Annotated in this window: 21 protein-coding genes and 3 tRNA genes; 15 read left to right on the top strand and 9 right to left on the bottom strand. The window is 60.2% G+C overall.

Annotated features, from left to right (window positions below; genetic code table 11):
* Window positions 1-55: 55 nt before the first annotated feature.
* Entirely contained in the window at window positions 56-997 is a 942-nt protein-coding gene (locus AB5Y91_RS13175; RefSeq protein ID WP_368169983.1) for a hypothetical protein, read from the top strand.
* Window positions 998-1,143: 146 nt separating this feature from the next.
* Window positions 1,144-2,334, top strand: a complete 1,191-nt coding sequence (locus tag AB5Y91_RS13170; protein WP_111910086.1) for an amino acid aminotransferase — start codon at window positions 1,144-1,146, stop codon at window positions 2,332-2,334.
* Between the two features lie 155 nt (window positions 2,335-2,489).
* Here the strand turns inward: AB5Y91_RS13170 and AB5Y91_RS13165 are convergent, their stop codons facing one another.
* The 3 genes from AB5Y91_RS13165 to AB5Y91_RS13155 form a co-directional block, all read right to left on the bottom strand.
* Entirely contained in the window at window positions 2,490-3,995 is a 1,506-nt protein-coding gene (locus AB5Y91_RS13165; RefSeq protein ID WP_368169982.1) for a helicase HerA-like domain-containing protein, read from the bottom strand.
* Window positions 3,996-4,121: 126 nt separating this feature from the next.
* Window positions 4,122-4,616 carry a DUF2062 domain-containing protein gene (locus tag AB5Y91_RS13160; RefSeq protein WP_368169981.1) on the bottom strand — a complete coding sequence of 165 codons (495 nt, stop codon included), beginning with the start codon at window positions 4,614-4,616 and terminating at the stop codon, window positions 4,122-4,124.
* Entirely contained in the window at window positions 4,610-5,128 is a 519-nt protein-coding gene (locus AB5Y91_RS13155) for a DUF2062 domain-containing protein (RefSeq protein WP_106886404.1), read from the bottom strand. The genes AB5Y91_RS13160 and AB5Y91_RS13155 overlap by 7 nt, the downstream gene beginning before the upstream one ends.
* Before the next feature lie 28 nt (window positions 5,129-5,156).
* Here AB5Y91_RS13155 and AB5Y91_RS13150 point away from each other — a divergent pair, with 28 nt between their 5' ends.
* The 11 genes from AB5Y91_RS13150 (at window position 5,157) to AB5Y91_RS13100 (ending at window position 15,718) form a co-directional block, all read left to right on the top strand.
* The gene (locus AB5Y91_RS13150; RefSeq protein WP_368169999.1) at window positions 5,157-7,412 is read left to right on the top strand and encodes a DNA internalization-related competence protein ComEC/Rec2; all 2,256 of its coding nucleotides are present in this window, start codon (window positions 5,157-5,159) and stop codon (window positions 7,410-7,412) included.
* 291 nt (window positions 7,413-7,703) lie between these two features.
* On the top strand, window positions 7,704-9,473 hold the full coding sequence (msbA, locus tag AB5Y91_RS13145; protein ID WP_106886405.1) for a lipid A ABC transporter ATP-binding protein/permease MsbA: 1,770 nt from the start codon (window positions 7,704-7,706) through the stop codon (window positions 9,471-9,473).
* Window positions 9,473-10,468: a tetraacyldisaccharide 4'-kinase gene (gene lpxK, locus AB5Y91_RS13140; RefSeq protein ID WP_368169980.1), complete on the top strand. Its 996-nt coding sequence runs from the start codon at window positions 9,473-9,475 to the stop codon at window positions 10,466-10,468. Before msbA ends, lpxK begins: the two co-directional genes overlap by 1 nt.
* A 153-nt stretch (window positions 10,469-10,621) precedes the next feature.
* Complete coding sequence (locus tag AB5Y91_RS13135) at window positions 10,622-10,822, top strand: Trm112 family protein (RefSeq protein WP_005331987.1); 201 nt, start codon at window positions 10,622-10,624, stop codon at window positions 10,820-10,822.
* Window positions 10,819-11,568 (top strand): 3-deoxy-manno-octulosonate cytidylyltransferase, encoded by a 750-nt coding sequence (gene kdsB, locus AB5Y91_RS13130; protein WP_168235365.1) that lies wholly within the window; start codon window positions 10,819-10,821, stop codon window positions 11,566-11,568. Before AB5Y91_RS13135 ends, kdsB begins: the two co-directional genes overlap by 4 nt.
* Window positions 11,569-11,778: 210 nt before the next feature.
* The gene (uvrY, locus tag AB5Y91_RS13125) at window positions 11,779-12,423 is read left to right on the top strand and encodes a UvrY/SirA/GacA family response regulator transcription factor (protein ID WP_025327477.1); all 645 of its coding nucleotides are present in this window, start codon (window positions 11,779-11,781) and stop codon (window positions 12,421-12,423) included.
* A gap of 127 nt (window positions 12,424-12,550) precedes the next feature.
* The gene (uvrC, locus tag AB5Y91_RS13120) at window positions 12,551-14,404 is read left to right on the top strand and encodes an excinuclease ABC subunit UvrC (protein WP_368169979.1); all 1,854 of its coding nucleotides are present in this window, start codon (window positions 12,551-12,553) and stop codon (window positions 14,402-14,404) included.
* 266 nt (window positions 14,405-14,670) lie between these two features.
* Window positions 14,671-15,225 (top strand): CDP-diacylglycerol--glycerol-3-phosphate 3-phosphatidyltransferase, encoded by a 555-nt coding sequence (gene pgsA / locus AB5Y91_RS13115; RefSeq protein ID WP_025327475.1) that lies wholly within the window; start codon window positions 14,671-14,673, stop codon window positions 15,223-15,225.
* Between the two features lie 181 nt (window positions 15,226-15,406).
* Window positions 15,407-15,482 (top strand) — tRNA-Gly (locus AB5Y91_RS13110).
* A 35-nt stretch (window positions 15,483-15,517) separates the two neighbouring features.
* Window positions 15,518-15,591: transfer RNA gene (locus AB5Y91_RS13105), tRNA-Cys, on the top strand.
* A gap of 40 nt (window positions 15,592-15,631) precedes the next feature.
* A tRNA-Leu gene (locus tag AB5Y91_RS13100) sits at window positions 15,632-15,718 on the top strand.
* 254 nt (window positions 15,719-15,972) lie between these two features.
* On the opposite strand, the gene AB5Y91_RS13095 is transcribed toward AB5Y91_RS13100, so the two are convergent.
* Complete coding sequence (locus tag AB5Y91_RS13095; protein WP_162520054.1) at window positions 15,973-16,122, bottom strand: hypothetical protein; 150 nt, start codon at window positions 16,120-16,122, stop codon at window positions 15,973-15,975.
* A gap of 238 nt (window positions 16,123-16,360) precedes the next feature.
* Between AB5Y91_RS13095 and AB5Y91_RS13090 the strand changes: the two genes are divergently transcribed.
* Window positions 16,361-16,984, top strand: coding sequence for a glutathione S-transferase family protein (locus AB5Y91_RS13090; protein WP_368169978.1), 624 nt, complete (start codon window positions 16,361-16,363; stop codon window positions 16,982-16,984).
* A gap of 207 nt (window positions 16,985-17,191) precedes the next feature.
* Here AB5Y91_RS13090 and AB5Y91_RS13085 read toward each other — a convergent pair whose 3' ends face one another.
* The 4 genes from AB5Y91_RS13085 to AB5Y91_RS13070 all read right to left on the bottom strand — a co-directional run bounded on the left by AB5Y91_RS13085 (window position 17,192) and on the right by AB5Y91_RS13070 (window position 19,485).
* Entirely contained in the window at window positions 17,192-17,440 is a 249-nt protein-coding gene (locus AB5Y91_RS13085) for a GlsB/YeaQ/YmgE family stress response membrane protein (protein ID WP_106887912.1), read from the bottom strand.
* 119 nt (window positions 17,441-17,559) lie between these two features.
* Window positions 17,560-18,288 (bottom strand): UDP-2,3-diacylglucosamine diphosphatase, encoded by a 729-nt coding sequence (gene lpxH, locus AB5Y91_RS13080; protein ID WP_368169977.1) that lies wholly within the window; start codon window positions 18,286-18,288, stop codon window positions 17,560-17,562.
* Window positions 18,285-18,998 carry a DUF4269 domain-containing protein gene (locus tag AB5Y91_RS13075; RefSeq protein WP_368169976.1) on the bottom strand — a complete coding sequence of 238 codons (714 nt, stop codon included), beginning with the start codon at window positions 18,996-18,998 and terminating at the stop codon, window positions 18,285-18,287. The genes lpxH and AB5Y91_RS13075 overlap by 4 nt, the downstream gene beginning before the upstream one ends.
* On the bottom strand, window positions 18,988-19,485 hold the full coding sequence (locus AB5Y91_RS13070; RefSeq protein ID WP_025327420.1) for a peptidylprolyl isomerase: 498 nt from the start codon (window positions 19,483-19,485) through the stop codon (window positions 18,988-18,990). Before AB5Y91_RS13070 ends, AB5Y91_RS13075 begins: the two co-directional genes overlap by 11 nt.
* Window positions 19,486-19,688: 203 nt before the next feature.
* Here AB5Y91_RS13070 and cysS point away from each other — a divergent pair, with 203 nt between their 5' ends.
* On the top strand, window positions 19,689-21,065 hold the full coding sequence (cysS, locus tag AB5Y91_RS13065) for a cysteine--tRNA ligase (RefSeq protein WP_368169975.1): 1,377 nt from the start codon (window positions 19,689-19,691) through the stop codon (window positions 21,063-21,065).
* Window positions 21,066-21,828: 763 nt separating this feature from the next.
* Here the strand turns inward: cysS and AB5Y91_RS13060 are convergent.
* On the bottom strand, window positions 21,829-23,772 hold the full coding sequence (locus AB5Y91_RS13060; protein WP_163153764.1) for an ATP-dependent endonuclease: 1,944 nt from the start codon (window positions 23,770-23,772) through the stop codon (window positions 21,829-21,831).
* Window positions 23,773-24,008: the final 236 nt, after the last annotated feature.

Here is a 24,008-nt window from a genome sequence, read left to right as displayed (position 1 = left end):
ATCGCTAGATTATTCAATTCGTTGAAAGATGGTCTGCCGACAGGGAAGGATGCGTGTGATCGATTTCAGTCACCCCGAGTGGCGGGCGTTGGCGCAGCAGTTGCTGGGCCACTCGCCTGTGGTGATCCGTGGCCGCCAGTGGCAACCGCTGGTGGGTCTGCTCAAGGATAACCAGCTGCTGCTCGCCCATGGCAGCAACAGCTATGAGCTCACACCGGCCGGACGGCGCTATCTCACCCGCGAGCTGATGCTGGCCGAGATCGCCACCGCTCTCCCCGAGCCTGAGGAGTGGCTTCATGCTCAGGGTTGGCAGTTGGGGGAGCAGGTTAACGAGCGGGTGCTGGCGGCGCTCTATCGCAAGTCAGATGTGAACTTCACCCCCAACGAGCAGATCGACTTTGAGGACAAGGGCATTCGGCTCTGTGCCGATCAGCTGTTGCGCTTGCGCTCCGCCCAGCCGTTCAGCCTCTTTTTTAGCAGCGGTACCCTGATCGACGCGGCGCCCTGGCTGCAGGCCCTCGGCGAAGTGGCCCTGCCTGAGCGCACCCTTGCGGGTCTTGGCAAGATCCTGTGGGGGGAAGGGAATATCGAGCGGGTGATCACCACCGACAGCGTCGGCGCCTTTGCCGAGCTTCTTCTTGAGTCAGGCTGCTTGCTGGTGTGGGCACCCCCATCTGCCTCCCTGGCCCTGCAGCAGGTGGTGGCCGCTTTGCCGCCCAATGTGCTGTGGAGCCATCTCACCGCTCTCGACCCTGCCGGGGTGGATCGGGTGCAGGCGCTGGCCCAGCGACTGGGGCGTCCGGCAAGCTGGTGGCTGCCCCGGGATCTGGCTCCCATCAAGGAGGCCTATGCCGCCCCTCTGCAGGACGCTCGCCCCTGGGAGCCGAGCCGGATACCCCGTCCATTGCGGGCCCTGTGCAGCGATCTGGTAGAGTCCAACCGCGGCCTGTCGGCCGAGGTATGCGCCCTGGCATCGGGCTGGCATGCCATCGGCTGAGGGGGCCCGTCATCACCCTTGAGAAAGCGGTTTTCCCCTATGGAAGGCAGTGGTATAAAGAGTTGACGGAGCGCTCGCCAAAGGAGCGCTTTTGTTTGCCAACCTAGTTTGCCAGCCAACGAACTCAACGGAATACAGGGAATACCATGTTTGAAAAGGTTGTTGCCGCCCCAGCGGATCCGATCCTGGGCCTGACCGAAGCCTTCCGTGCCGACTCTCGCAGCCACAAGATCAATCTGGGGGTCGGGATCTACAAGGATGAGACCGGTGCCACTCCTATCCTTCATTGCGTCAAGAAAGCCGAGCAGAAGCTGCTCACCGACGAGAAAACCAAGAACTACCTCGGTATTGAAGGCAATATCGAATATGGCCGCATAGTGCAGCAACTGCTGTTCGGGCAGGATTCCGCCCTGATTGCCAGCGGCCGCGCCAAGACAGCCCAGGCGCCGGGCGGTACAGGTGCCCTGCGCATCGCCGCCGAGTTCGTGGTGCGCAACGGTCTGGCCAAGACCATCTGGATCTCCGATCCCACCTGGGCCAACCACGTCAGCGTGTTCCAGGCCGCCGGCCTCACCGTCAAGTGGTACAAGTACTACGATGCGGCGACCAAGGGTCTCGACTTTGCCGCCATGCAGGCGTCGCTCTGCGAAGCGCAGGCCGGCGATCTGGTGCTGCTGCACGGCTGCTGCCACAACCCGACCGGCATAGACCCCACAGCTGATCAGTGGCGCGCCCTGGCCAAGCAGAGCGCCGCCGCCGGCTGGCTGCCGCTGTTTGACTTCGCCTATCAGGGTTTTGCCCGTGGTATAGAGGAAGATGCCGAGGGGCTGCGCATCTTCGCCGAGTGCCATGACGAACTGCTGGTGGCGAGTTCCTTCTCCAAGAACTTCGGCCTCTACAACGAGCGGGTCGGTGCCTTCACCCTGGTCAGCGCGACCAAGGCGATTGCCGATGTGGCCTTCACCCAGGTCAAGACCGTCATCCGTGCCAACTACTCCAACCCGCCGTCACACGGCGCCGCCGTGGTGACCACCATAGTCAGCGATCCGGCCCTCTATGCCGAGTGGGTGGAAGAGGTGGCGGCCATGCGGGTGCGTATTCGCGAGATGCGCGAACTGCTGGTAGAGAAGTTGGCTGCCCTCGGTGTGAGCCAGGACTTCAGCTTCATCCGCGAGCAGAACGGCATGTTCTCCTTCTCCGGTCTCTCCAAGGATCAGGTTGAGCGTCTCAAGAGCGAGTTTGCCATCTATATCGTCGGTTCCGGCCGGATCAGCGTGGCCGGGATCACCCGAGCCAACATAGATCCCCTGTGCGATGCCATCGCCAAGGTGCTGTAACTGAGGCGAAGAGGTTCTATGCGGGAATCACCCGCGTCAATATCATAGATCCCCTGTGCGATGCCATTGCCAAGGTGTTGTAAGCACAACCATCGGCATCCGCTCAGTAAAAAGCCCGCCATGTCGGCGGGCTTTTTCATGCCTGTTTTCCGGCATCAGCGGCGCCGTTTGCTGCCCCCCAGCAGGGAGCCGAGTACGCCCCGTACCAGCTGGCGCCCCACCTCGTTGCCCAGGGTACGGGCCACGCTCTTGGCGGCTGTCTGCACCACGCCGTCATGCTGGCCACCGCGCGGGCCTGTGCGACCGAACAGGATACCGTTGAGGGCGTCGAGCAATCCGCCCCCCTGCTCCGACGGGGTCTGGGAGGCATCATCCGAGGCGGCTGGTGCCCCGCCATTGAGGCGCTCGAAGGCGGATTCGCGATCCTCGCGGGTCTCGTATCTGCCGTGAAGCACTGATCCCTGGATCAGGGCCTGCCGCTCGGCGTCGCCCAGGGGACCTATGCGACTGGCGGGCGGGGCGATAAAGGCGCGCTCCACCACGCTTGGGCGCCCCTTCTCATCGAGCAGGGAGACCAGGGCCTCGCCCACCCCGAGCTCGGTGATGACGCCGGCCGCGTCGAAGGCCGGGTTGGCTCTCAGGGTGTTGGCGGCGATGCGCACCGCTTTTTGGTCGCTCGGCGTAAAGGCGCGCAGGGCGTGCTGCACCCGGTTGCCGAGCTGTCCCAGCACGCTGTCGGGAATGTCGGCCGGGCTCTGGGTCACGAAATAGACGCCCACTCCTTTCGAGCGGATGAGGCGCACCACCAGCTCTATCTTCTCCAGCAGCGCCTTGGGGGCGTCGTTGAACAGCAGGTGAGCCTCGTCGAAGAAGAACACCAGCACGGGTTTATCGGGATCCCCCACCTCGGGCAGTTGCTCGAACAGCTCGGACAACAGCCAGAGCAGGAAGCAGGCATAGAGGCGGCTGGACTGGGTGAGCTTGCCGGCCGCCAGCACATTGATGTGGCCGTGGCCGGCCCCGTCGGTCTGCAGCAGATCCTGAATGTCCAGCATGGGCTCGCCGAAGAAGTGGTCCCCTCCCGCACTCTCCAGGGTGAGCAGGTTGCGCAGTATGGCGCCGATGGAGGCGGTGGACACATTGCCATAGCGGGTGGTAAGGGATTTGGCGTTGTCTCCGGCAAACTGCACCATGGCGCGCAAGTCTTTCAGATCGAGCAGCAGCAAGCCCTCGTCGTCCGCCACCTTGAACACCAGCTCCAGCACCCCGCTCTGGGTGTCGTTGAGGCCGAGCAGACGGGCGAGCAGCAGGGGCCCCATGTCGGAGACTGTGGCCCGCACCGGGTGCCCCTGCTCCGCAAACAGGTCCCAGAACAGGGTCGGACTGGGGGCGAAGGCGGGGGCCGGGATGCCGAGCTGGGCCAGACGGGCATCCAGCTTGCTCGACGGGGTGCCGGCGGCGCCGAGGCCGCTGAGATCCCCCTTCACATCCGCCAGAAAGACCGGCACCCCGAGGCGGGAGAACCCCTCTGCCAGCACCTGCAGGGTGACTGTCTTGCCGGTCCCCGTGGCACCTGTGATGAGGCCGTGGCGGTTGGCCATGGCGGGCTGCAGTGAGATGGGTTGGCCATTGGCATAGGCCAGCGTCAGGGGTTGGGCCATGGTGAACTCCTTGTCTTTGCAGGTAGCGGCAAGCTGAGGGCTACAAGGAGTGTGGTGGCAGAGCCAAACGATGGCAAGGCGGCGCGAATTGCGCCCTGTGGCTAAGCCGAAGGGCGGGCAGGAGGCTCAGCGGGCGCGGGTCAGTCTGCCCAGTTGCAGCATCATGAAGGTGAGCAGGGCCCCGGTGGCGGCGGTCAGCACCGCAAGCAACAGGCTGCCGAGCAGGAAGGGGGGCACCAGGGTCGCCGCTTCGTGCTCCAGCCAGTGCAATGACCAGGTGAGGTGGAAGGGCTCGGGCGTCTGGTGCAGCACCAGGCAGCCGGTGCGATAGGCATAGAGGTACATGAAGGGCAGCGTCAACGGGTTGTTGAACCAGACCGCCAGCAGGGCCAGCGGCAGGTTGAGGCGAAACGCCAGCGCCAGTCCGACCGCGACGAGGGAGTGCATGGGGATGGGGATCCAGCTGGCGAAGAGGCCGGCCGCCACGGCGCCGCTGAGCGCCCGGGTGCCGCCCTGCCAGAGGGCGGGGGTCAGCAGGCGCTCACCAAAGAGGGCGAACCACTTCTGCTGGCGCAGGGTGTCCGGGTCTATCTTGAAACGGGCCAGCCAGCGGCTCAGCATGCCCGCGCCTCCTTGCGCTTCTGCCACTGGCGCACTGTGTTGATGCGCCAGAAGGTGCGGATGAAGGCGTAACCCATCAAGGCGCTCAGCAGCGCGAGCACCAGGGAGCCCAGCAGCAGCGGCGGGGCCAGGGTTTCAAATACCGAGACAAGCCACTCCCAGGTGAACTGGATATCGATGTGCTGGGCGGGGTGCCCGAGCAGCTGGCAGCCCACCAGATAGGCGCCATAGAACAGCGGCGGCATGGTGAAGGGGTTGGAGAGCCAGACCAGGGCGACCGAGAGGGGCAGATTGACCCTAAAGAGGATGGCGCCACCGGCCGCCAGCAGCATCTGGCAGGGGAGCGGGATCCAGGCCATGAAGAGGCCGACCGCGAAGGCACCGGCGGCGGAGCGGCGGTTGAGGTGCCAGAGGTTGGCATCGAGCAGGAGCTTGCCGAACAGCCGCAAGTGCTTGTGTTCCTTGAGCTTGTCCTGATCGGGCAGCCAGCGTTTTATGAGTCGTTTGGGCATGTTTGAAACCTTGCTAAATACTTGCTCCATGGATCTGCGTCTGTTGTCGTTTGCCCTGGGGGCAAGCTCCTCACTGCTCTGGCCCTGGTTACCCTCTACTGCATGGGGCGGCGCGCTGCTGGCCCTCGCCATCCTGCTCGCCCATGGCCGTCATTGGCGGCTCATGTTTCTGGTGCTCGGCATGCTCTGGATGCAGCTGAACCTGCAGTATCGGTTGGCCTGGCTGGACAAGCTGGAGACACAGACCAGCCACATCATAACCGCACGGGTGCAAAGTACGGAGTCCTCGGGCGATAAACCGCGAGATAAATTTGCCCGCCTGCTGCTGCGGGTGGAGACGCTGGACGAGCAGCCCCTCACGATAGCCCCCCTGGTCAGGATCAATGCCTACCAAGGGTTGCCCCCTTTGCCGGCCGGCAGTCGCATCACCCTGGTGAGCTCCCTCAAGCCCGCCCATGGGCTGGCCAACGAGGCGGGCATGGATGGGCGGCGCCTGCTGCTTGGCAAGGGGATCACGGCGACCGGCAACCTGCGCCGGATCGTCGAGGTCCAGGAGGCAGCCCCCGGGATGCGCGAGCGCTGGCTGGCCGCAGCCAGCAGCGCCTGGCAGGGACTGGAGCAGGCCCCCTTGCTGGCGGCGCTCAGCTTCGGGGAGCAGGGGGGCATCACGGATGCCCAGTGGGATCTGTTTCGCGGCAGCGGCCTGACCCATATCATCGCCATCTCGGGCCAGCATATCGCCCTGGTGGCGGTGCTCGGCTGGTGGCTGGGGCGGCTGCTGGGGTTGCGGGGGGCCATTGTGGTCTCCCTCTTGTTTGCCGCCGTCTACAGCTGGCTGGCGGGATTCGCTGTGGCGACCGAGCGGGCCCTCATCATGGTGCTGGTGTGGAGCCTGCTGCGCTGGTTGAATCGGGACTGGCCCAGCCACCGCATCTGGCTGTGGGCCTTCGTGGTGATAGTGCTCTGGGATCCCTTCGCCCTCTACTCGGCCGGTTTCTGGCTCTCCTTCATGGCGGTGGCCCTGCTGTTGCTGGCGAGCCTGCTGCACGCGCGTCCCGGACTGGTGCGGCTGCAGATCCTGCTGCTGCTCGGCCTGCTGCCCCTGCAACTGCTGCTGTTCGAGGGCATGGCCCCGCTGGCGCTCTTGCTCAATCTGCTGGCGTTGCCGCTGTTCTGCCTCGGCATCATTCCGCTGGCGCTGATCGGCGTGCTGTTGGCGCCGCTCTCCACCGCCCTGGCTCATGCCCTGTTCTGGCTGTCCGATCTGGGGCTGACCTGGGTGTTGTGGGGACTCGGCCTGCTGGCGGACCATCTGCAGCTCTGGTGGCCTGTTCCCGGCTGGCTGATGCCCGTCAGCGCCTTGCTGGTGCTGCTGTGGGGGGCCTGGCAGTTGCCGGGAGGGCGCGGCTTGCTGCTCCCTGTGGGGGCCGCCCTGCTACTGGGTGCCTGGCCTGCTCCCACGCCCTGGCAGGTGCGGGTGCTGGATGTGGGGCAGGGCTTGTCGGTGCTCGTCACCCGGGGCGAGCGCGGCATCCTCTATGACACCGGGAATAGCTACCCCGGCGGCTACAACATGGCGGAGGCCGCCATACTGCCCGTGCTGAGCCGCCTCGATGTGCGGGTGCTCGATGCCCTCATCATCAGTCACAAGGACAGGGATCATGCGGGCAACAGGCGCGCCATGCTGCAGGCGATGCCGGTGCGCCGCGAGCTCTCCTCGTTCGGCTTCGCGCGCAGCACGACACTGTGTCGCCGCGGTCAGCGCTGGCACTGGCAGGGGCTGGAGGTGCGCGTGCTCTGGCCCGAGCGGCCGGGGGCGGGGCGCAACAACGACAGTTGCGTGGTGCAGATAAGCGACGGCCGGCATCGCATCCTGCTCAGCGGCGACATAGAGCAGGGGGCGGAGCGCCGCCTGCTGGCCCTGGAAGAGCAGGGTGAAGGAGAGGAACTCGCCAGCACATTTTCCAGTGCTGACTTCAGCACCCTTTCCAGCACTGTACTGGTGAGCCCTCACCATGGCAGCCGCACCTCCTCGACCCCGGGCTTCGTGGCGGCGGTGAACCCGGATGTCGTCATCCACAGCGCCGGCGACAGAAACCAGTGGCAGTTTCCCCGCCCCGAGGTGGTGGCAAGATACCAGGGGGCCCGTCAGTGGGTGACGGGGCAGGATGGCGCCATCCTGATCGAGGCGGGGGAGGCCGGGCTCAAGATCCGGGCCGAGCGCGAGCAGGGCCCCTGGTACAGGCGCAATGGCCACTGGTGGCAACCCAGGTTATGGCGCTAGAACCACTCCCTTAGCTGTCATTTCGCTTTGGGGTGGGGCCAGGCTATGGCAACGCTTGGTGTAATCCTGTGCTTTGGCTAGGGCAATAATCCGTCATTTTCCTTTGAGGAAGGGTGGGGGAGATGGCCAGGTTATGGCAACGCTTGGTGTAATCCTGCGCTTTGGCCAGGGCAATAATCCGTCATTTCCCTATGAGGAAGGGGTAGGGAGATGGTCAGGCTATGGCAACGCTTGGTGTAATCCTGCGCTTTGGCTAGAATACCCCGTCATTTCCCTTATTAACGGCTATTCATGCAACAAGAAACCTCACAAGAGAGCTGGCCCGTCTTCAAACGCCTGCTCGGTTATGTCCGGGATCGCAAACTGGGGCTGGTGGGCGGCATCATCGGCATGCTGGGTTATGCGGCCGTGGATACCACCTTCGTCTACTCCATCAAGCCGCTCATCGATCAGGGCCTCAACGGCAACGACAGCAGCGTGCTCAAGTGGATGCCCTTCTTCGTGCTCGGCATCGTCGCCCTGCGCGGTTGCGCCGCCTTCCTTTCCAACTACTGCATGGCCTGGGTCGGCAACCATGTGGTGATGCGGCTGCAGCAGCAGGTGTTCAGCCACCTGATGGCCATGCCCATGAGCTTCTTCGACCGCCAGAATACCGGCAACCTGCTCTCCAAGGTGACCTATGACGCCGGTCAGGTGTCGTCCGCCGCAAGCTCCACCCTGGTGTCGCTGGTGCGCGAAGGGGCCACCGTCATCGGCCTGCTCGGCCTGATGTTCTGGCACTCCTGGCAGTTGTCGGTGATCTTCCTGGTGGTCGGCCCTGTGGTGGGCGTGCTGATTGGTCTCATCAGCCGTCGTTTTCGCAAGATCAGCCGTCACATACAGCAGGCGGTGGGTGACATCACCACCTCCACCGAGCAGATGCTCAAGGGCCATAAAGAGGTGCTGATGTTCGGTGGCCAGCAGGTGGAGGACAAGCGCTTCTTCACCGTCAGCAACCGGATGCGCCAGCAGACCATGAAGATGGTGGCGGCCGATGCCATCGGCAGCCCCATAGTCCAGATGGTGGCCTCGGTCGCCCTGGCGGTCTTCCTCTACGTGGCGACCATAGACTCGGTCAAGGCGACCCTGACTGCGGGTACCTTCACCGTCATGGTCACCTCCATGATGATGCTGCTCAAGCCGCTGAAAAGTCTGACCGACGTGAACAACCAGTTCCAGCGTGGCATCACCGCCTGCCAAAGCCTGTTCGGTCTGCTGGACTCTACCCCGGAGCAGGACACCGGCACCCGCACCCTGGAGCGTGCCCGTGGGGAGATAGAGTTTCGCAACGTCACCTTCACCTATCCGACCAAGGAGACCCCGGCGCTGCACAACATCAGCTTCAAGGTGGAGGCGGGCAAGTCCGTGGCCCTGGTGGGTCGCTCCGGCTCCGGCAAGAGCACCATCGCCAGCCTGTTGACCCGCTTCTATGACATAGAGCAGGGGGAGATACTGCTGGACGGCGTCAACATCCGCGAATACAAGTTGAGCGAGCTGCGCAAGCAGTACGCCCTGGTTTCCCAGCATGTGCACCTGTTCAACGACTCCGTGGCCAACAACATCGCCTACGCGGCAGAAGACAAGTACAGCCGGGAAGAGATACAGCATGCGGCCCGCATCGCCCATGCCGACGAGTTCGTGCGCAAGATGCCGGAAGGCTATGACACCGTCATCGGCGAGAACGGCGCTTCATTGTCTGGTGGCCAGCGCCAGCGCATCGCCATCGCCCGCGCCCTGCTGCGGGACTCCCCCGTGCTGCTGCTGGACGAGGCCACCTCGGCCCTGGATACAGAATCCGAGCGCCACATCCAGGCGGCCATCGACGAGCTGTGCAAGGCGCGCACCTCACTGGTCATCGCCCACCGTCTCTCCACCATAGAGAAGGCGGACGAGATCCTGGTGATCGACGAGGGTCATATCGTCGAGCGCGGCAACCATGACGCCCTGATGGCCCAACAGGGCACATATGCCCAGTTGCGGGCCATTCAGTTTGGCAACGTCGCCGTGAGTAACAAGGGCTGATGCTGGAGCGTCTCTGGTACGGCAAGAGTGGCTGGCGCTGGGCGCTGGCCCCCTTGGCCCTGTTGTTTGCCCTCGTCAGCGGCGGGCGCCGTTTCGCTTACCGGCGCGGCTGGCTCAGCCGCTATCGGGCCAGCCTGCCGGTGATAGTGGTGGGCAATATCTCGGTCGGCGGCAACGGCAAGACCCCTGTCGTGGTCTGGCTGGTGGAACAGCTGCAAGCCCGTGGCTGGCGCCCCGGCGTAGTCAGTCGGGGTTATGGTGGCAAGGCGCCCCATTACCCTTATCGGCTGGACGCCACCAGCACCACGGCCCAGGCGGGGGATGAGCCGGTGCTCATCGCCCGGCGCTGCGGCTGCCCCGTGGTGGTGGCACCCAAGCGCGCCGATGCGGTGCGTCAGCTTGAGCAGAGCGGCGAGGTGGACATCATCATCACCGACGACGGCCTGCAGCACTACGCCCTGGCACGGGACATAGAGCTGGTGGTGGTGGATGGGGCCCGGCGCTTTGGCAATGGCTGCCTGCTGCCCATGGGGCCGCTGCGCGAACCCATGACCCGCCTCAAGCGGGTCGATGCCATCATCTGCAACGGCGGGACCCCGGCCCAGGGGGAATACCCCATGGCACTGGTGGCGGCCGCGCCGCGCCGCGTATGCGACGATGCCCCCCTCGAGGCCCCCCTCGCCGGACCTGTGGACGCATTGGCGGGCATAGGCCATCCCCCCCGCTTCTTTGCCACCCTGACCGGGCTCGGTTATGAGCTGGCAGAGAGTGTCGGTTATGCGGATCATCAGGCCTTTGATCGGGATGAGCTGCTCGCCCGCTTCGGCGAGCGCCCCCTGCTGATGACGGAGAAGGATGCGGTCAAGTGCCGGGCCTTCGCGCCGGCGCACTGGTGGTATCTGCCGGTGAGCGCCGAGTTGCCCGCCTCACTGCTCGACGCCCTGCTGCAGCGGTTGACCTCGCCGCAAGCGTCCGACTCTGACCATGCACATTGAATGGCACAAGATCATCGCCTGCACGGCATCATAGCCCGTGCGGCGCCGTTGCAAGGAGCCGGCTTCCGGCTCCGGCGATGGACCATTAAACTGCTCGGCAGCATAGCCCGCTCGAGATCGTCGCTTGCTCGACATCGTTGAAGGAGTTTCGTTTTGGCACTGGATATCAAATTGCTCGACATCATCGCCTGCCCGGTTTGCAAGGGGAAGCTGCACTATCAACCGCAATCGGACAAGGCCGCCCATGAGCTCATCTGCCGCTTCGACAGACTGGCCTATCCGCTGGAGGAGGGGATCCCCGTCCTGCTGGAGAACCGGGCGCGCCATCTGCCCCTGGAAGAGCTGAAGCCATGAGTTTCGTCGTCGTCATTCCGGCCCGCTACGCCTCCACCCGCTTGCCGGGCAAGCCGCTGGCGGACATCCATGGCAAGCCCATGGTGCAGCACGTGGTGGAGAAGGCCCTGCAATCGGGCGCCGATCGGGTGATAGTCGCCACCGACGACGAGCGGGTGCAGCAGGCGCTGCAGACCACCGGCGTCGAGGTGTGCATGACATCGAAGGATCACCAATCCGGCACCGAGCGTCTGGCCGAGGTGTGCCGTCACTACGGCTTTGCCGCCGATACTATCGTGGTCAACGTGCAGGGGGATGAGCCCCTGATCCCGCCCGCCATCATCCGCCAGGTGGCGGACAACCTGGCCGCCGCCACGGCGCCTATGGCCACCCTGTCCGTGCCCATCCAGGACGCCGAAGAGGCGTTCAACCCCAATGCGGTCAAGGTGGTGACGGACAAGGATGGCTACGCCCTCTACTTCAGCCGGGCCAGCATTCCCTGGGACAGGGATCGCTTTGCCAAGAGCCGGGAGCAGATTGGCAGCCACTATCAGCGCCACATCGGCATCTACGCCTATCGCGCCGGCTTCATCCAGCGCTACGTGGACTGGGCGCCGAGCGCGCTCGAGCAGGTAGAGGCGCTGGAGCAGTTGCGGGTGCTCTGGTACGGGGAGAAGATCCATGTTGCCCAGGCGCTGGAAGCCCCCCCGGTCGGGGTGGATACCCAGCAGGACCTGGACAAGGTGCGTGCGCTGCTGGCCCACTGAGGCTGGCGGCACCAAAGTTGACCGATACGGCGCCTTCAGGCGCCGTTTTTTCGTTGATTATTTATATAATAAGTTGATTTAAAACGGCTTTTACGAGCGATTTCAAACTTTTCCCGGCCATGGTTTGCCAAATCATCGAGTTTGGTTATGATGCAAGACGCCGTGTTAACCCTAACTGGCATATAACGAGATAAAAAACGGGGTGTTTGGGTGATTAATGTATTCCTGGTCGATGATCATGAGTTGGTGCGTACAGGGATAAGACGCATTTTGGAAGATGTCCGCGGGATCAAGGTGGTGGGCGAGGCACAGAGCGGGGAAACCGCCGTGGCCTTCTGTCGACAGCATCACCCCGACGTGATCCTGATGGACATGAACATGCCGGGCATCGGCGGTCTGGAAGCGACCCGCAAGATCCTGCGGCTGCGCCCCGATGTGCGCATCATAGTGCTGACCATTCATTCCGAGAATCCGTTCCCCACCAAGGTGATGCAGGCGGGTGCAGCCGGATACCTCACCAAGGGGGCCGCGCCGGACGAGATGATCCACGCCATTCGCCTGGTGCACTCCGGCCAGCGTTACATCTCCCCCGAGATAGCCCAGCAGATGGCTCTCAGCCAGTTTGCCTCGGCGGACGAGAACCCCTTCAAGTCCCTCTCCGAGCGCGAGCTGCAGATCATGATGATGATCACCAAGGGGCAGAAGGTGACCGACATCTCGGAGCAGCTCAACCTGAGCCCCAAGACGGTCAACAGCTATCGCTACCGCCTGTTCAGCAAGCTGGGGATCAATGGCGACGTTGAGCTGACCCATCTGGCCATTCGCTATGGCATGCTGGATGCCGACACCCTGTAAGGGGTCGTGTGGACACCAAAGGCGGCACCGGCCGCCTTTTGCTTTTTCAGCCCCTTTTGCTTTTCAGTCTGTGGGCGCAGTATGCTTCCCCCGTCTTTTTGCATTCATCCGTTGAGTCGAGTTGCCGATGACCCTCTCTCCCGAGCCCCTTTTTGACAGCAAGGCCTTTCTGAGTGCCGTGACTCACCAGAGCGGCGTCTACCGTATGTATGACGGCGGTGGCACCGTCATCTACGTGGGCAAGGCCAAGGATCTTAAAAAACGGCTCGCCTCCTACTTTCGCACCAATGTCGACAGCATCAAGACCCGCACCCTGGTGCGCCAGATAGCCGACATCCAGGTCACTGTCACCCACACAGAGACCGAGGCGCTGATCCTCGAGCACAACCTCATCAAGCAGTACCAGCCGCGCTACAACGTGCTGCTGCGGGATGACAAGTCCTACCCCTGGATCATCATCACGGCGCACCAGCATCCCCGTATCGGCGTGCATCGCGGTGCCCGCAAGGTGAAGGGGGAGTATTTCGGTCCATACCCCTCCGGCGGCGCCGTGCGCGAGAGCCTGCACCTGATGCAGAAGATCTTCCCGGTGCGCCAGTGCGAGGACGCTGTCTATGCCAACCGTACCCGCCCCTGCCTGCTCTATCAGCTCAAGCGCTGCGCCGGCCCTTGCGTGGCGGGGCTGGTGAGCGAGTCGGAATATGCCCAGCAGGTGGAGCTGGCCAAGTTGTTCCTGGCGGGCAAGAACCAGCAGGTGATAGGGGAACTGGTGGGCAAGATGGAGTCTGCCAGCGGCGATCTGCGCTTCGAGGAGGCGGCCCGCTACCGGGATCAGATCCAGGCCCTGCGCCGGGTCACCGAGCAGCAGTCGGTGAGCGGCAACGTGCTGGACGAGCTGGATGTGGTGGGGGTGGCCTTCGATCAGGGGGCGGCCTGCATCCATGTGCTCTTCATCCGTCAGGGCAAGGTGCTCGGCTCGCGCAGCTACTTCCCCAAGGTGCCGGCCGATACCCCCCTCGACGAAGTGGTGCAATCCTTCCTGCTGCAGTTCTATCTGTCGGGGCAGGGGGGCAGGCAGATCCCGAGCGAGGTGCTGCTGGATGTGGCGCTGGAAGACGAGGCGGTGATCGCCGAGACCCTGAGCCAGACCGCAGGTTACAAGGTGCGGGTGCAGAGCCGCACCCGCAGCGAACGGGCCCGCTTTATCAAGCTCGCCTCCATCAACGCGCAGACGGCGCTGCGCTCGCGCCTGGCCCACAAGAGCACCATCACAGCCCGCTACGACCAGCTGGAGGAGCTGCTGGAGCTCGAGACCCCCATCGCCCGCATGGAGTGTTTCGACATCTCCCACACCATGGGGGAGCGCACCGTCGCCTCTTGCGTGGTGTTCAACCGGGAGGGGCCGCTCTCCTCGGAATACCGCCGCTTCAACATCGACGGCATCACGGGGGGAGATGACTACGCCGCCATGGAGCAGGCGCTGGAGCGCCGCTTTGGCAAGCAGCAGGAGCCGGACAAGGTGCCTGACGTGCTGTTTATCGACGGCGGCCTCGGCCAGCTGCGCCGCGCCGAGGAGATCCTGACTCGCCAGCTGGAGTTTCTCGGCGGCAAGTACCCGCTGCTGGTGGGCATCGCCAAGGGGGTGACCCGCAAGGCGGGGCTGGAGACCCTGATCCTGGGGGAGAGCCACGAAGAGCTGCACTTGCCGGCAGATATGCCCGCTTTGCACCTTATTCAGCACATTCGCGATGAATCCCACCGTTTTGCCATCACGGGCCACAGGGCCCGCCGAGCCAAGGCCCGTACCACCAGTACCCTGGAGGACATTCCGGGGGTGGGGCCCAAGCGGCGGCAGGCACTGCTCAAATACCTGGGCGGTCTGCAGGAGGTGAAGAAGGCGGGGGTGGACGAGCTTGCCAAGGTGCCCGGCATCAGCCAGGAGCTGGCCCAGTCCATTCACGACGCCCTGCACTCGCTCTGACCCGGGATAAAGATTGTTGTTCAGGAGAGGTGATACCCAGGAGGGGGTCTGACCCGGGCCACCTCGAGTGGGTGGCATTTGATGTGGATCCCGCAAACCGGCCCCGGCAGCACAAGAGCCGTGACGCAGGGGGCCCGCAAATGCCATAATGGCATGCATCCTGAGGTTATTGATGGATTAATAGACCAAGGCGGGCGCCTGTCCGGTTGCAACGGTGATCGGCTTGGGGCTACCATGTAGCGGCATACAAGAAGTGGCTGAAAATAATGACAAATATTCCTAACCTGCTGACGTTTTTTCGGATTTTGCTCATCCCCGTCTTCGTCATCCTGTTCTACCTTCCCTATCAGTGGTCCTACATGGCGGCTGCGCTTGTCTTCATCCTGGCGGCCGCGACCGACTGGTTTGATGGCTACCTCGCCCGCAAGCTGAACCAGTCCACCGCCTTCGGCGCCTTCCTCGATCCCGTTGCCGACAAGATCATGGTGGCGGCTGCCCTGGTGGTCATCGTCGAACACTACAACACCATCTGGGTCACCATACCGGCCATGACCATGATTGGCCGCGAGATCATCATCTCCGCCCTGCGGGAATGGATGGCGGAGCTCGGCAAGCGCTCCTCGGTGGCGGTCAGCTGGATTGGCAAGTGGAAGACCATGATCCAGATGGTGTCGCTCACCGGCCTCATCTGGCAATACGACATCTGGATGGTGTGGCTCGCCTACGTGCTGCTCTATGTCGCCACCGTGCTCACCTTCTGGTCCATGTTCCAGTACATGAAGGCCGCCTGGGGCGATCTGACCTACCACTCCCGCTTCTAGTCCTCCCATGGGCAAATGGCCGTTTCCTTGCCGTTGGGGCAGAGAAACGGCCATGAGTGGCAAAAGTGTGGGAGAAGGGCAAAAAATGCCCGAACGATCAGAGTATTAAATGTTTTTGGTTGACTGGACGAGGAACATCGCTAGAATGCGTTCTCGTAGTCAGGCAGTCAGCCAGACCGATGCGGGAATAGCTCAGTTGGTAGAGCACGACCTTGCCAAGGTCGGGGTCGCGAGTTCGAGTCTCGTTTCCCGCTCCAAATTCAGACAATAGAGAGCCAACTCTCTTTTGCATGGCGCGTTAGCAAAGCGGTTATGCAGCGGATTGCAAATCCGTTTAGTCCGGTTCGACTCCGGAACGTGCCTCCATATTGACAAGCCCGCCCGCGGACTTGATACCGATTGCGGTGCCTGAGTGGTGAAATCGGTAGACACAAGGGATTTAAAATCCCTCGACGTTCGCGTCGTGCCGGTTCGATTCCGGCCTCAGGCACCAGTTATTGAAGAAAGCAATCAAAGACTTACGAAGGCCACTAGCGATAGTGGCCTTTTTGTTTTTCCTCCGTGTCCACCTTTGCTCCAGATGGCGCTGTTCTGCCCCTTCTTTGGGTCATTGTGCCCGTGGTCGTCGGGCAGGGCATCACCGATTGGCGAGACGAAAAGCGCCGGCGGGCTGCCGGCGCTTTCTGGTCTTGTCGTATTAGACGTTGGGGCCTGGCTGAGCCTCGGTTTGCAGGGGCGATGGCCTGGCTAATAGGTCAGGTAGCTGCTGCCACCTCCGCTCTTGCCGCCGGCGTTGCTGCCATCGTCCCCGGTCGGGGGAGGGCCTGCGCCGTCGGAGGAGGCGCAGGCAACCAGCATGAGCTGCGCTGCTATCAGGCAGATTTTCCATATTTTCATGATGTTGTCCTTTACTGCTTGGCCTGTCCCGCGGCCGCTCTGAAGGAGCCGGTCAAGCCGGACACGCAAGCATGAGTTTAGCCCACCGCCTCTTTTTCATCTGTGGCTCACCCCTCTCAGGTCATGCCTAGGGCGGCCCATGAGCCAGTCCCATGGGCCAACTGCAGTCATGGCTCTCCCCTTGACCGGCGCTCTCCCCTTGATGGAAGCTGGGCCCTTCTCATACAAGGACGAAGATATGGTACTGATACTGGGCAAGGGGTCGTCAATCAATGTGCGCAAGGTGTTGTGGACCTGCGCCGAGCTCGATCTCCCTTTCGAGCGGGAGGAGTGGGGGAGCGGTTTTCAGTCCACCCGGAGTGCCGAGTTCCTGGCGTTGAATCCCAACGGTATGGTGCCGGTCATGAGAGATGGGGACTTCACCCTGTGGGAATCGAACAGCATCATCCGATATCTGGCGACGGGCTATGGCGACGGCTCTCTCTATCCCGCCGAGGCGCGGGCAAGGGCCAGGGTCGATCAATGGATGGATTGGCAGTCGTCGGACTTGAACCGCGCCTGGAGCTACGCCTTCATGTCGCTGGTGAGGCACTCCCCCGCCCATCAGGACAGCCAGGCGATGGAGGCGAGTTGTGCCGAGTGGTCCAGGTACATGCAGATCCTGGACAGGCAGCTCGAGGCCACCGGCGGCTATGTGGCCGGGAGCCGCTTCTCGCTGGCGGACATTCCCGTCGGCCTGTCGGTGAATCGCTGGTTCCATACCCCCTTCGAGCGCCCGCCACTCGCGGCGGTGAGCGATTACTACGCGCAATTGAGCGAGCGCCCCGGCTTCTGTCTGTATGGCAATAACGGGATGCCATAGACGGAAGCACTAGGTTTGCACCAATGCCGCACCCGCCAACCTCTATACGTCAGCGCCTCGCGCCAGAACCCCGGCACCTGGGTTGGGCTGCCAGCTGCGCCGGAGGCGAAAGGGGCGGAGCGCCCATAAAAAATCCGAAACCCAAGGTTTCGGATCCTGGCCCGGGGGGCATACACATCGAGTGCTGAAAGAAACGGATTCAGCGGCTCAGCTGCGGATCTTGTTGTAGAAAAACAGCACTATCAAGGCACCCACGGTGGCGATAAGTATGCTCGGCAGGTTGAAGCCGGTCACCGTTCCCATGCCCAGCAGGGTGCCCACATAGCCACCCACCATGGCGCCTATGACCCCCAGGATCACCGTCATGAAGAAACCGCCCCCATCCTTGCCCGGCATTATCCATTTGGCCAGGATGCCGACGATCAATCCCAATACAACCCAGGTAAGAAATCCCATCATCTAGTCCTCATTTGTGTGCAGAGATACAGAGTATATGCAGGGTTCGGCATTGCATCCTGCTCGGGGAGGGGGACAGACGTTGTCATATGAGCATTCCTCATCCCCGAGGGGGACCCTCACTCTGGGAGGGGACGACTCTCGAGCCGCTGGCCCTGCGGGGAGCAGCTCAGCACGGATCCTTGCTCGAACCAGTCTCCCAGCACTATGCGCCGCGCCGGCTTGCCGTCCAGCATGAAGTCATGGACGGCGGGTCTGTGGGTGTGGCCATGGATAAGCAGCCGGCAGCCATGCTGGCGCAACAGCGCATCGACCGCCGCCGGGGTCACATCCATGATGGTCTGTGGCTTGCCGGCATTCTCCATCTGGCTCTGGCCCCGCATCTTGCAGGCGATGGCCTGGCGGCGGGCCAGCGGCAGGCGCAGGAAGAGCCAGCGCAGCCATTTTTGCTGGGTGATGCGGCGAAACTTCTGATAGCCCTCATCCAGGGTGCAGAGCAGGTCCCCGTGGCTCAGCAGCACCCGCTCCCCGTAAAGATCGATGACGCAAGGGTCGCCAAGCAGCGTCATGCCCGCCCGTTTGGCGAAGGCCTTGCCCAGCAGGAAGTCGCGGTTGCCGTGGATGAAGTAGATGGGCACATCCTGCCGGCTCAGGGCCAGGAAAGCCTCGGCCACCTGGCTGTGGAGCGGGTTGGGATCGTCGTCGCCAATCCAGAATTCGAACAGATCTCCCAGCACATAGAGGGCATCGGCCTTGGGGGCGTCGCGCTCGAGAAAACGCACCAGTGCGGCTGTCATGTCGGGCCGCTGGGCGCACAGGTGAATATCACTGATAAAAAGGGTGCTCATGATGTGGGATGAGTGCTCTTGATGGGTTCCGGGCAAAGGGGGGCAGGGGAGTCTGCCGGGGTGGACGAGTCGCACTGGGAATGGGCCTGCCAGTGGAGCGTGGCAAGGTCGCGCCCCTCCAGGGTCAGCAGCGCGGCGTAAGGATCGCCGCCAAGGCCGAGCAGACGGCAGATGGCCGCCTCTCCCTTGAGCCCTGCCTCGAGGCGAAGGCGCAGCACGGCCTGATAGAAGTCGTGGCCAAAGTGCCCCAGCAGGGCGGCCATCAGGCTGAGGTGACGCCAGCCGTTGAGCGTCTCAAGCGGGGCTTGGGTGACATAGAGCTCCACCGGCCAGCGCGCCTGATCCGGGCCTGTCAGGGTCTGCTCCAGCAGCCACACCTGGTGCCCCTTGTCGCTGGCCGTCCAGCCCTGCTCACGCAAGAGGGCGGCGAGGCGCGCGGGATCAGGGTGCTGGCAGAGGATGTCGAGATCGCTGCCGGGCCTGTCGAGCCCGATGGCGACTGTGCTCACCAGCGCCAGGTCCTGGCACAGGCGCCCCAGCGCATCCCAGCATCCTGCGTTGAGCAGGGCATGGGCGGAGCGCTGGCGAGGATTGCCCCAGGCCAGATAGTCGAGACGGCGCCAGTTGGCCGGGGTGGCCTGCGCAGATGGAAAAACTGCGGCCGGGGCCGCAGTTATATCAGTGCGCAGAAGGCGACAATCACTCAGCAAGGGTCACCTTGGTGATGACGACGTCTTCGGTCGGCACGTCTTGATGCATGCGGCCGTAGTTGCCGGTCTTGACGCCCTTGATCTTGTTGACCACGTCCATGCCGGCGGTGACTTCACCGAACACGCAGTAGCCGAAGCCCTGGGTGGTGGGGGACTTGAAGTCCAGGAAGTCGTTGTTGTTCACGTTGATGAAGAACTGGGCGCTGGCGGAGTGCGGCTCCGAGGTGCGGGCCATGGCGATGGTGCCAATCTTGTTGGACAGGCCGTTGGCCGCCTCGTTCTTGATGGAGGCGCGGGTCTCTTTCTCTTCGAAGCCAGGAGCATAACCGCCGCCCTGGATCATGAAGCCGTCGATGACGCGGTGGAAGATGGTGTTGTCGTAGTGACCGTCACGGCAGTATTGCAGGAAGTTGGCCACGGTCTCGGGGGCTTTTTCCGCGTTCAGGGTCAGGGTGATGTCGCCGTGGTTGGTGTGCAGAGTAACCATGATATGTCCTTTCAAATGTTGCGCGAGCACGAAGCCGGCTCGCGGCTGTTGCATGGGCTATGGCCTAAAGTGGTGGCAATTCTAGCCCATCAAGGGGCTGCGGCATAGATGGCATGGGGGATCCGGCGCTTTTTCTGCCTCGTTTTCTCCACCGGATGCGGTTAGAATGTCAGGCCATTTTACTCACAGGCAGTGGTCATAAGATGCTGAAGATATACAACACACTCACTCGTCAAAAAGAAGAATTCAAACCTATCCACCCGGGCAAGGTGGGCATGTATGTGTGTGGCGTCACCATCTACGATCACTGTCATATCGGCCACGGTCGCACCTTCGTCTCCTTCGATGTGGTGGCCCGTTACCTGCGTTACGCCGGTTACGATCTCACCTATGTGCGCAACATCACCGACGTGGATGACAAGATCATCAAGCGCGCTGCCGAGACCCAGGTCACCTGTGACGACCTCACCGAGCGCCTGATCGGCGACATGCATCAGGACTTCGACGCCCTCGGCATGCTGCGCCCGGACATCGAGCCCCGCGCCACCCAGCACATCCATGAAATCATCGCCCTGGTCGAAACCCTGCTGGAGAAAGAGCACGCCTACGTGGCGGACAACGGCGATGTGATGTTCATCGTCGAGTCCTTCGCCGACTACGGCAAGCTCTCTGGCCAGGATCTGGAGCAACTGCAGGCCGGCGCCCGAGTCGACGTGGTCGAAGCCAAGCGCAACCCGCTCGACTTCGTGCTGTGGAAGATGTCCAAGCCCGGCGAGCCGACCTGGGACAGCCCCTGGGGCCCGGGTCGCCCCGGCTGGCACATAGAGTGCTCCGCCATGAACTCCAAGCACCTTGGCAACCACTTCGACATCCACGGCGGCGGCTCGGATCTGCAGTTCCCCCACCACGAGAACGAAATAGCCCAGTCCTGCTGCGCCCACGGTGGCGACTACGTCAACACCTGGATGCACAGCGGCATGGTGATGGTGGACAAGGAGAAGATGTCCAAGTCCCTCGGCAACTTCTTCACCATCCGCGACGTCCTGGCCCATTTTGACGCCGAAACCGTCCGCTACTTCCTGATGTCCGGCCACTACCGCAGCCAGCTCAACTACTCGGAAGACAACCTGAAGCAGGCCCGCGCCGCCCTGGAGCGGATGTACACCGCCTTGCGCGACCTGCCTGTAGCCGCAGCCGCCGGTGGTGACGAGCAGGTGGCCCGCTTTGTCGATGCCATGGACGACGACTTCAACACCCCGGAAGCCTACTCCGCCCTGTTCGACCTGGTGCGCGAGATCAACCGCCAGAAGGCCGAAGACATCGCTGTCGCCGCTGGCCTGGGTGCCCGCCTGCGGGAACTGGGCGCCGTGCTCGGCATACTGCAACAAGACCCGGACGCCTTCCTGAAGGGTGGCGAAGCGGACGACGAAGTGGCCGAAATCGAGCAACTGATCGCCCAGCGCAACCAGGCCCGCGCCGACAAGAACTGGGCCGCCGCCGACGCCGCCCGCAACCGTCTCACCGAGATGGGCATAGTGCTGGAAGACAGCGCCGGCAAAACCAGCTGGCGCCGTGCGTAAGATCGGTGGCTCTGTTGGAGCCAACTGGTTAGCCAAATAAAAAACCGCAGCCCTAGGCTGCGGTTTTTGTTTGTGCCTTTTCCCTCGACACCTCTCAAGCCTCGGTGGCCTGAGTTCTGATCCCCTCTCCCCTTGTGGGAGAGGGTTAGGGTGAGGGGCCTCTAACCTCTTTGGCTCGCCAGTCTGGCGCGCAAGCCGAGGGTTTGGCTTTCAGCCTAAAAGAGGCGAGGGCTCTGCCCTCGAAGGGGTTTCGCCGCCGCTGCGCGGCTTGGCGAGTGACTTTGGAAAGACCCGCTCTTTATTGGCAAATAACACCAAAAGTCTTCTCCCCCGGCAAACCGCCCGCTTCGCGGGTTCCCTCGTCTCGTCCAACGGGTCGGACGGAGCGCCGCAGACGGCACTTTGGCCTACGCCATCCCTGGCTTCGGCCAAAGCCCACTTCGAACCTCCTTGTTTTCGCGCCAAATCGGGGTCGAGCAGTGCTCGCCCTGATCCGATTTGGCCCCTATGCCGGCTGCGGCTGCGCCATCATCCCTGATGGCGCTCCTGACCCGTTGAACTCGACTCGGCGGTAATACCGTGCCTGCCCGTGACAGCTGCTAGTTCTAATTATCTGACAGAATGCTGGACACCATGTGCAACTCTCTCACCAAAATGGATATCGAACAGAGAGACAGAGTTGGCAAAACCAGCAAGTGCTGTGCGTAATGCCGATTTTATTTGAGAGGGTTAAACTATTACGGTACTTAAAGTGTGAAAAATACTAATGGGAGTTGAAATGCATCAGTATAGGTTTCATCCACAATAGGGATAGATGTTTGTTTTTTGCTCTAACGATTTCACAGTATTTATGAGCTATTTTAGCTTTCATTATTGTCGAGTCTAGGTATGTTTTTAATTCTTCTAATCGCTCATGAGATTCTATAGATAATTTGTTTAGGAATGGGAAACCTCGTGAAAAACCTGTATGCATGGCTTTATTATTGAAACTGTAAAGAGCAATGAGGCTACTCAATATTTCATCGTCCCTTGCTAAATAATTCAATGTATCCCACATGATCACTGGCTCTAGAATATCTTCAATTTCTGACTGTAATGCATTTGGGTTTTTCACACTCACTGTGCTCGCTGATTGAGCATTATCAGCTAATGAAATTCTCTCAAACCGTAAACATGCATTTGGGGAATAGTCATTTTCAATAATTAAATTTCTAGTGTCGGTGTCAATTAAACAAAATACTTTGCCCTTCAAATATTTTAATTCAGAATTATCAGACATAGATGCGGAAAGTAATTTATATAATTTTCTAATGTTACCACAGCCATTAAAAGGCATAATATTAACATTGCTGAGCTGATTCTTTAAATATGCATTTAGATAGAGAGCATCTTCAGAGCCTTCACATATTATCCAATTGTTTTCTGCCGATTTTAGCAAGGCATTCATAGAACTTACTAGGTCAAAATAGCTCTTCATTTCAACAGCTTGAGGGAAGCTGCCTCTGTGCTCATAGACTGCATTTAAGGGAAACTGGATTATCTCAGGTGTCATATTTTGTTGCGTTGATGGCTTGCTATCAATGTAATGTAAGGTTCCATTAGCGGAACTTAATAATGAACCATACCAATGTGTAGTTATAAATAGTTGTCGATTGTATTTTTCCGAAACATCAATTAGTTTCATAAAAGAACGGAATCTTAAAGATGCTTCTAATGAACTCTCTGGTTCATCAATAGCTAATATAATTTCTTTCTCTTTATCATTTTTTGTAGAAAGGAATGTTGTTGCGACATCGATTAAGGCTAATCTTTGTTGGCCAGAACTGAGATCTTTTATGTGTTTTCCATCTTTTGTCAGTGGCCTGATAGAAAAAAACTCCTTTATTATTACATCAGTGATATCACCTGGTCTGATATTTCTCTTTGAGTTTCCGCCCTTAGATTTAAAAACATAGGCTCCATTCATATCACTATTGATATTCTCTATATAATCATCTAGTTTTTCATTGACAATGCCCAGAACACTTTTTTTGGCACTACCAACGGTATATTCCTTTCTATCTAAAAGAGCTTTAATTTCGCTAATAATTGACTTGTCCATGAGGCTCTGCATTTCACTTGCCTGTAGGCTAAGAATATCGCTTATTTTATTCTCAACAGGGATATATACAAATCTATACTTTTCAAAAACATAACTTATTATTTTCTTTACTATGACGGAGGAAACACCATTTCGTCTAGTTTTGTTTAGTATTTGTTGGTTGAATGGTGATAACTGTATTTCACCCAATCCATTTTTACCAACAGATATAAGCCAATGATCTTTTGGATTTATAGTATCTTTTAATGAATTTCTAAATTGAATAAAATCTTTGCAGTAATCATCTTTATGGACGGAAGTGAAATCATAATTCCAAAAAGCATCAGATATAGCATCTATATGTTGATAATTTTCTACTCTATCATCTCTATCTATTAAGAAAACAGGGGATATTTCAGATCGATCTATTTTTTGACCTGAAGTTATAGACCATTCTTTAGGGTCAACACCATTCATGACACAATTTATGCTTTCTAATACTGATGATTTCCCAACACCATTTGGACCTATAAACAAATTCAAGCGATTCTGTGTTTTTGTTGTAAATCCAATAAAGTTAATGTTTTTATAACATTTGTAATTTCTTAAAAACAACCCAATTATCATGGAGTTAGTATTCCTATTGACTTTCTTCTATTGGAAGGGCGGTTGATACTAATGTGAAATATATTTTTGGTGATTAATGTGTGGAATTGTTTTTTAGTAGATTAAAAAAACAATAATGGTGGAGGTATTGATATATTTGCCTGCAATTTTATATCAAAGTATCCGATCAGGTATTCCCCTTGTTGTTCGCCGAGGTGAGCCCGTTTGTCCAGGCCGCGAGGCAGGACGCCGAGCGA

The sequence above is a fragment of the Aeromonas sp. R4-3 genome (assembly GCF_040908275.1).
GTDB classification, from domain to species: Bacteria; Pseudomonadota; Gammaproteobacteria; order Enterobacterales; family Aeromonadaceae; genus Aeromonas; species Aeromonas rivipollensis.
The sequence above is the reverse complement of the archived record's forward strand: the minus strand, read 5'-3'. Positions and strand labels throughout refer to the sequence as shown.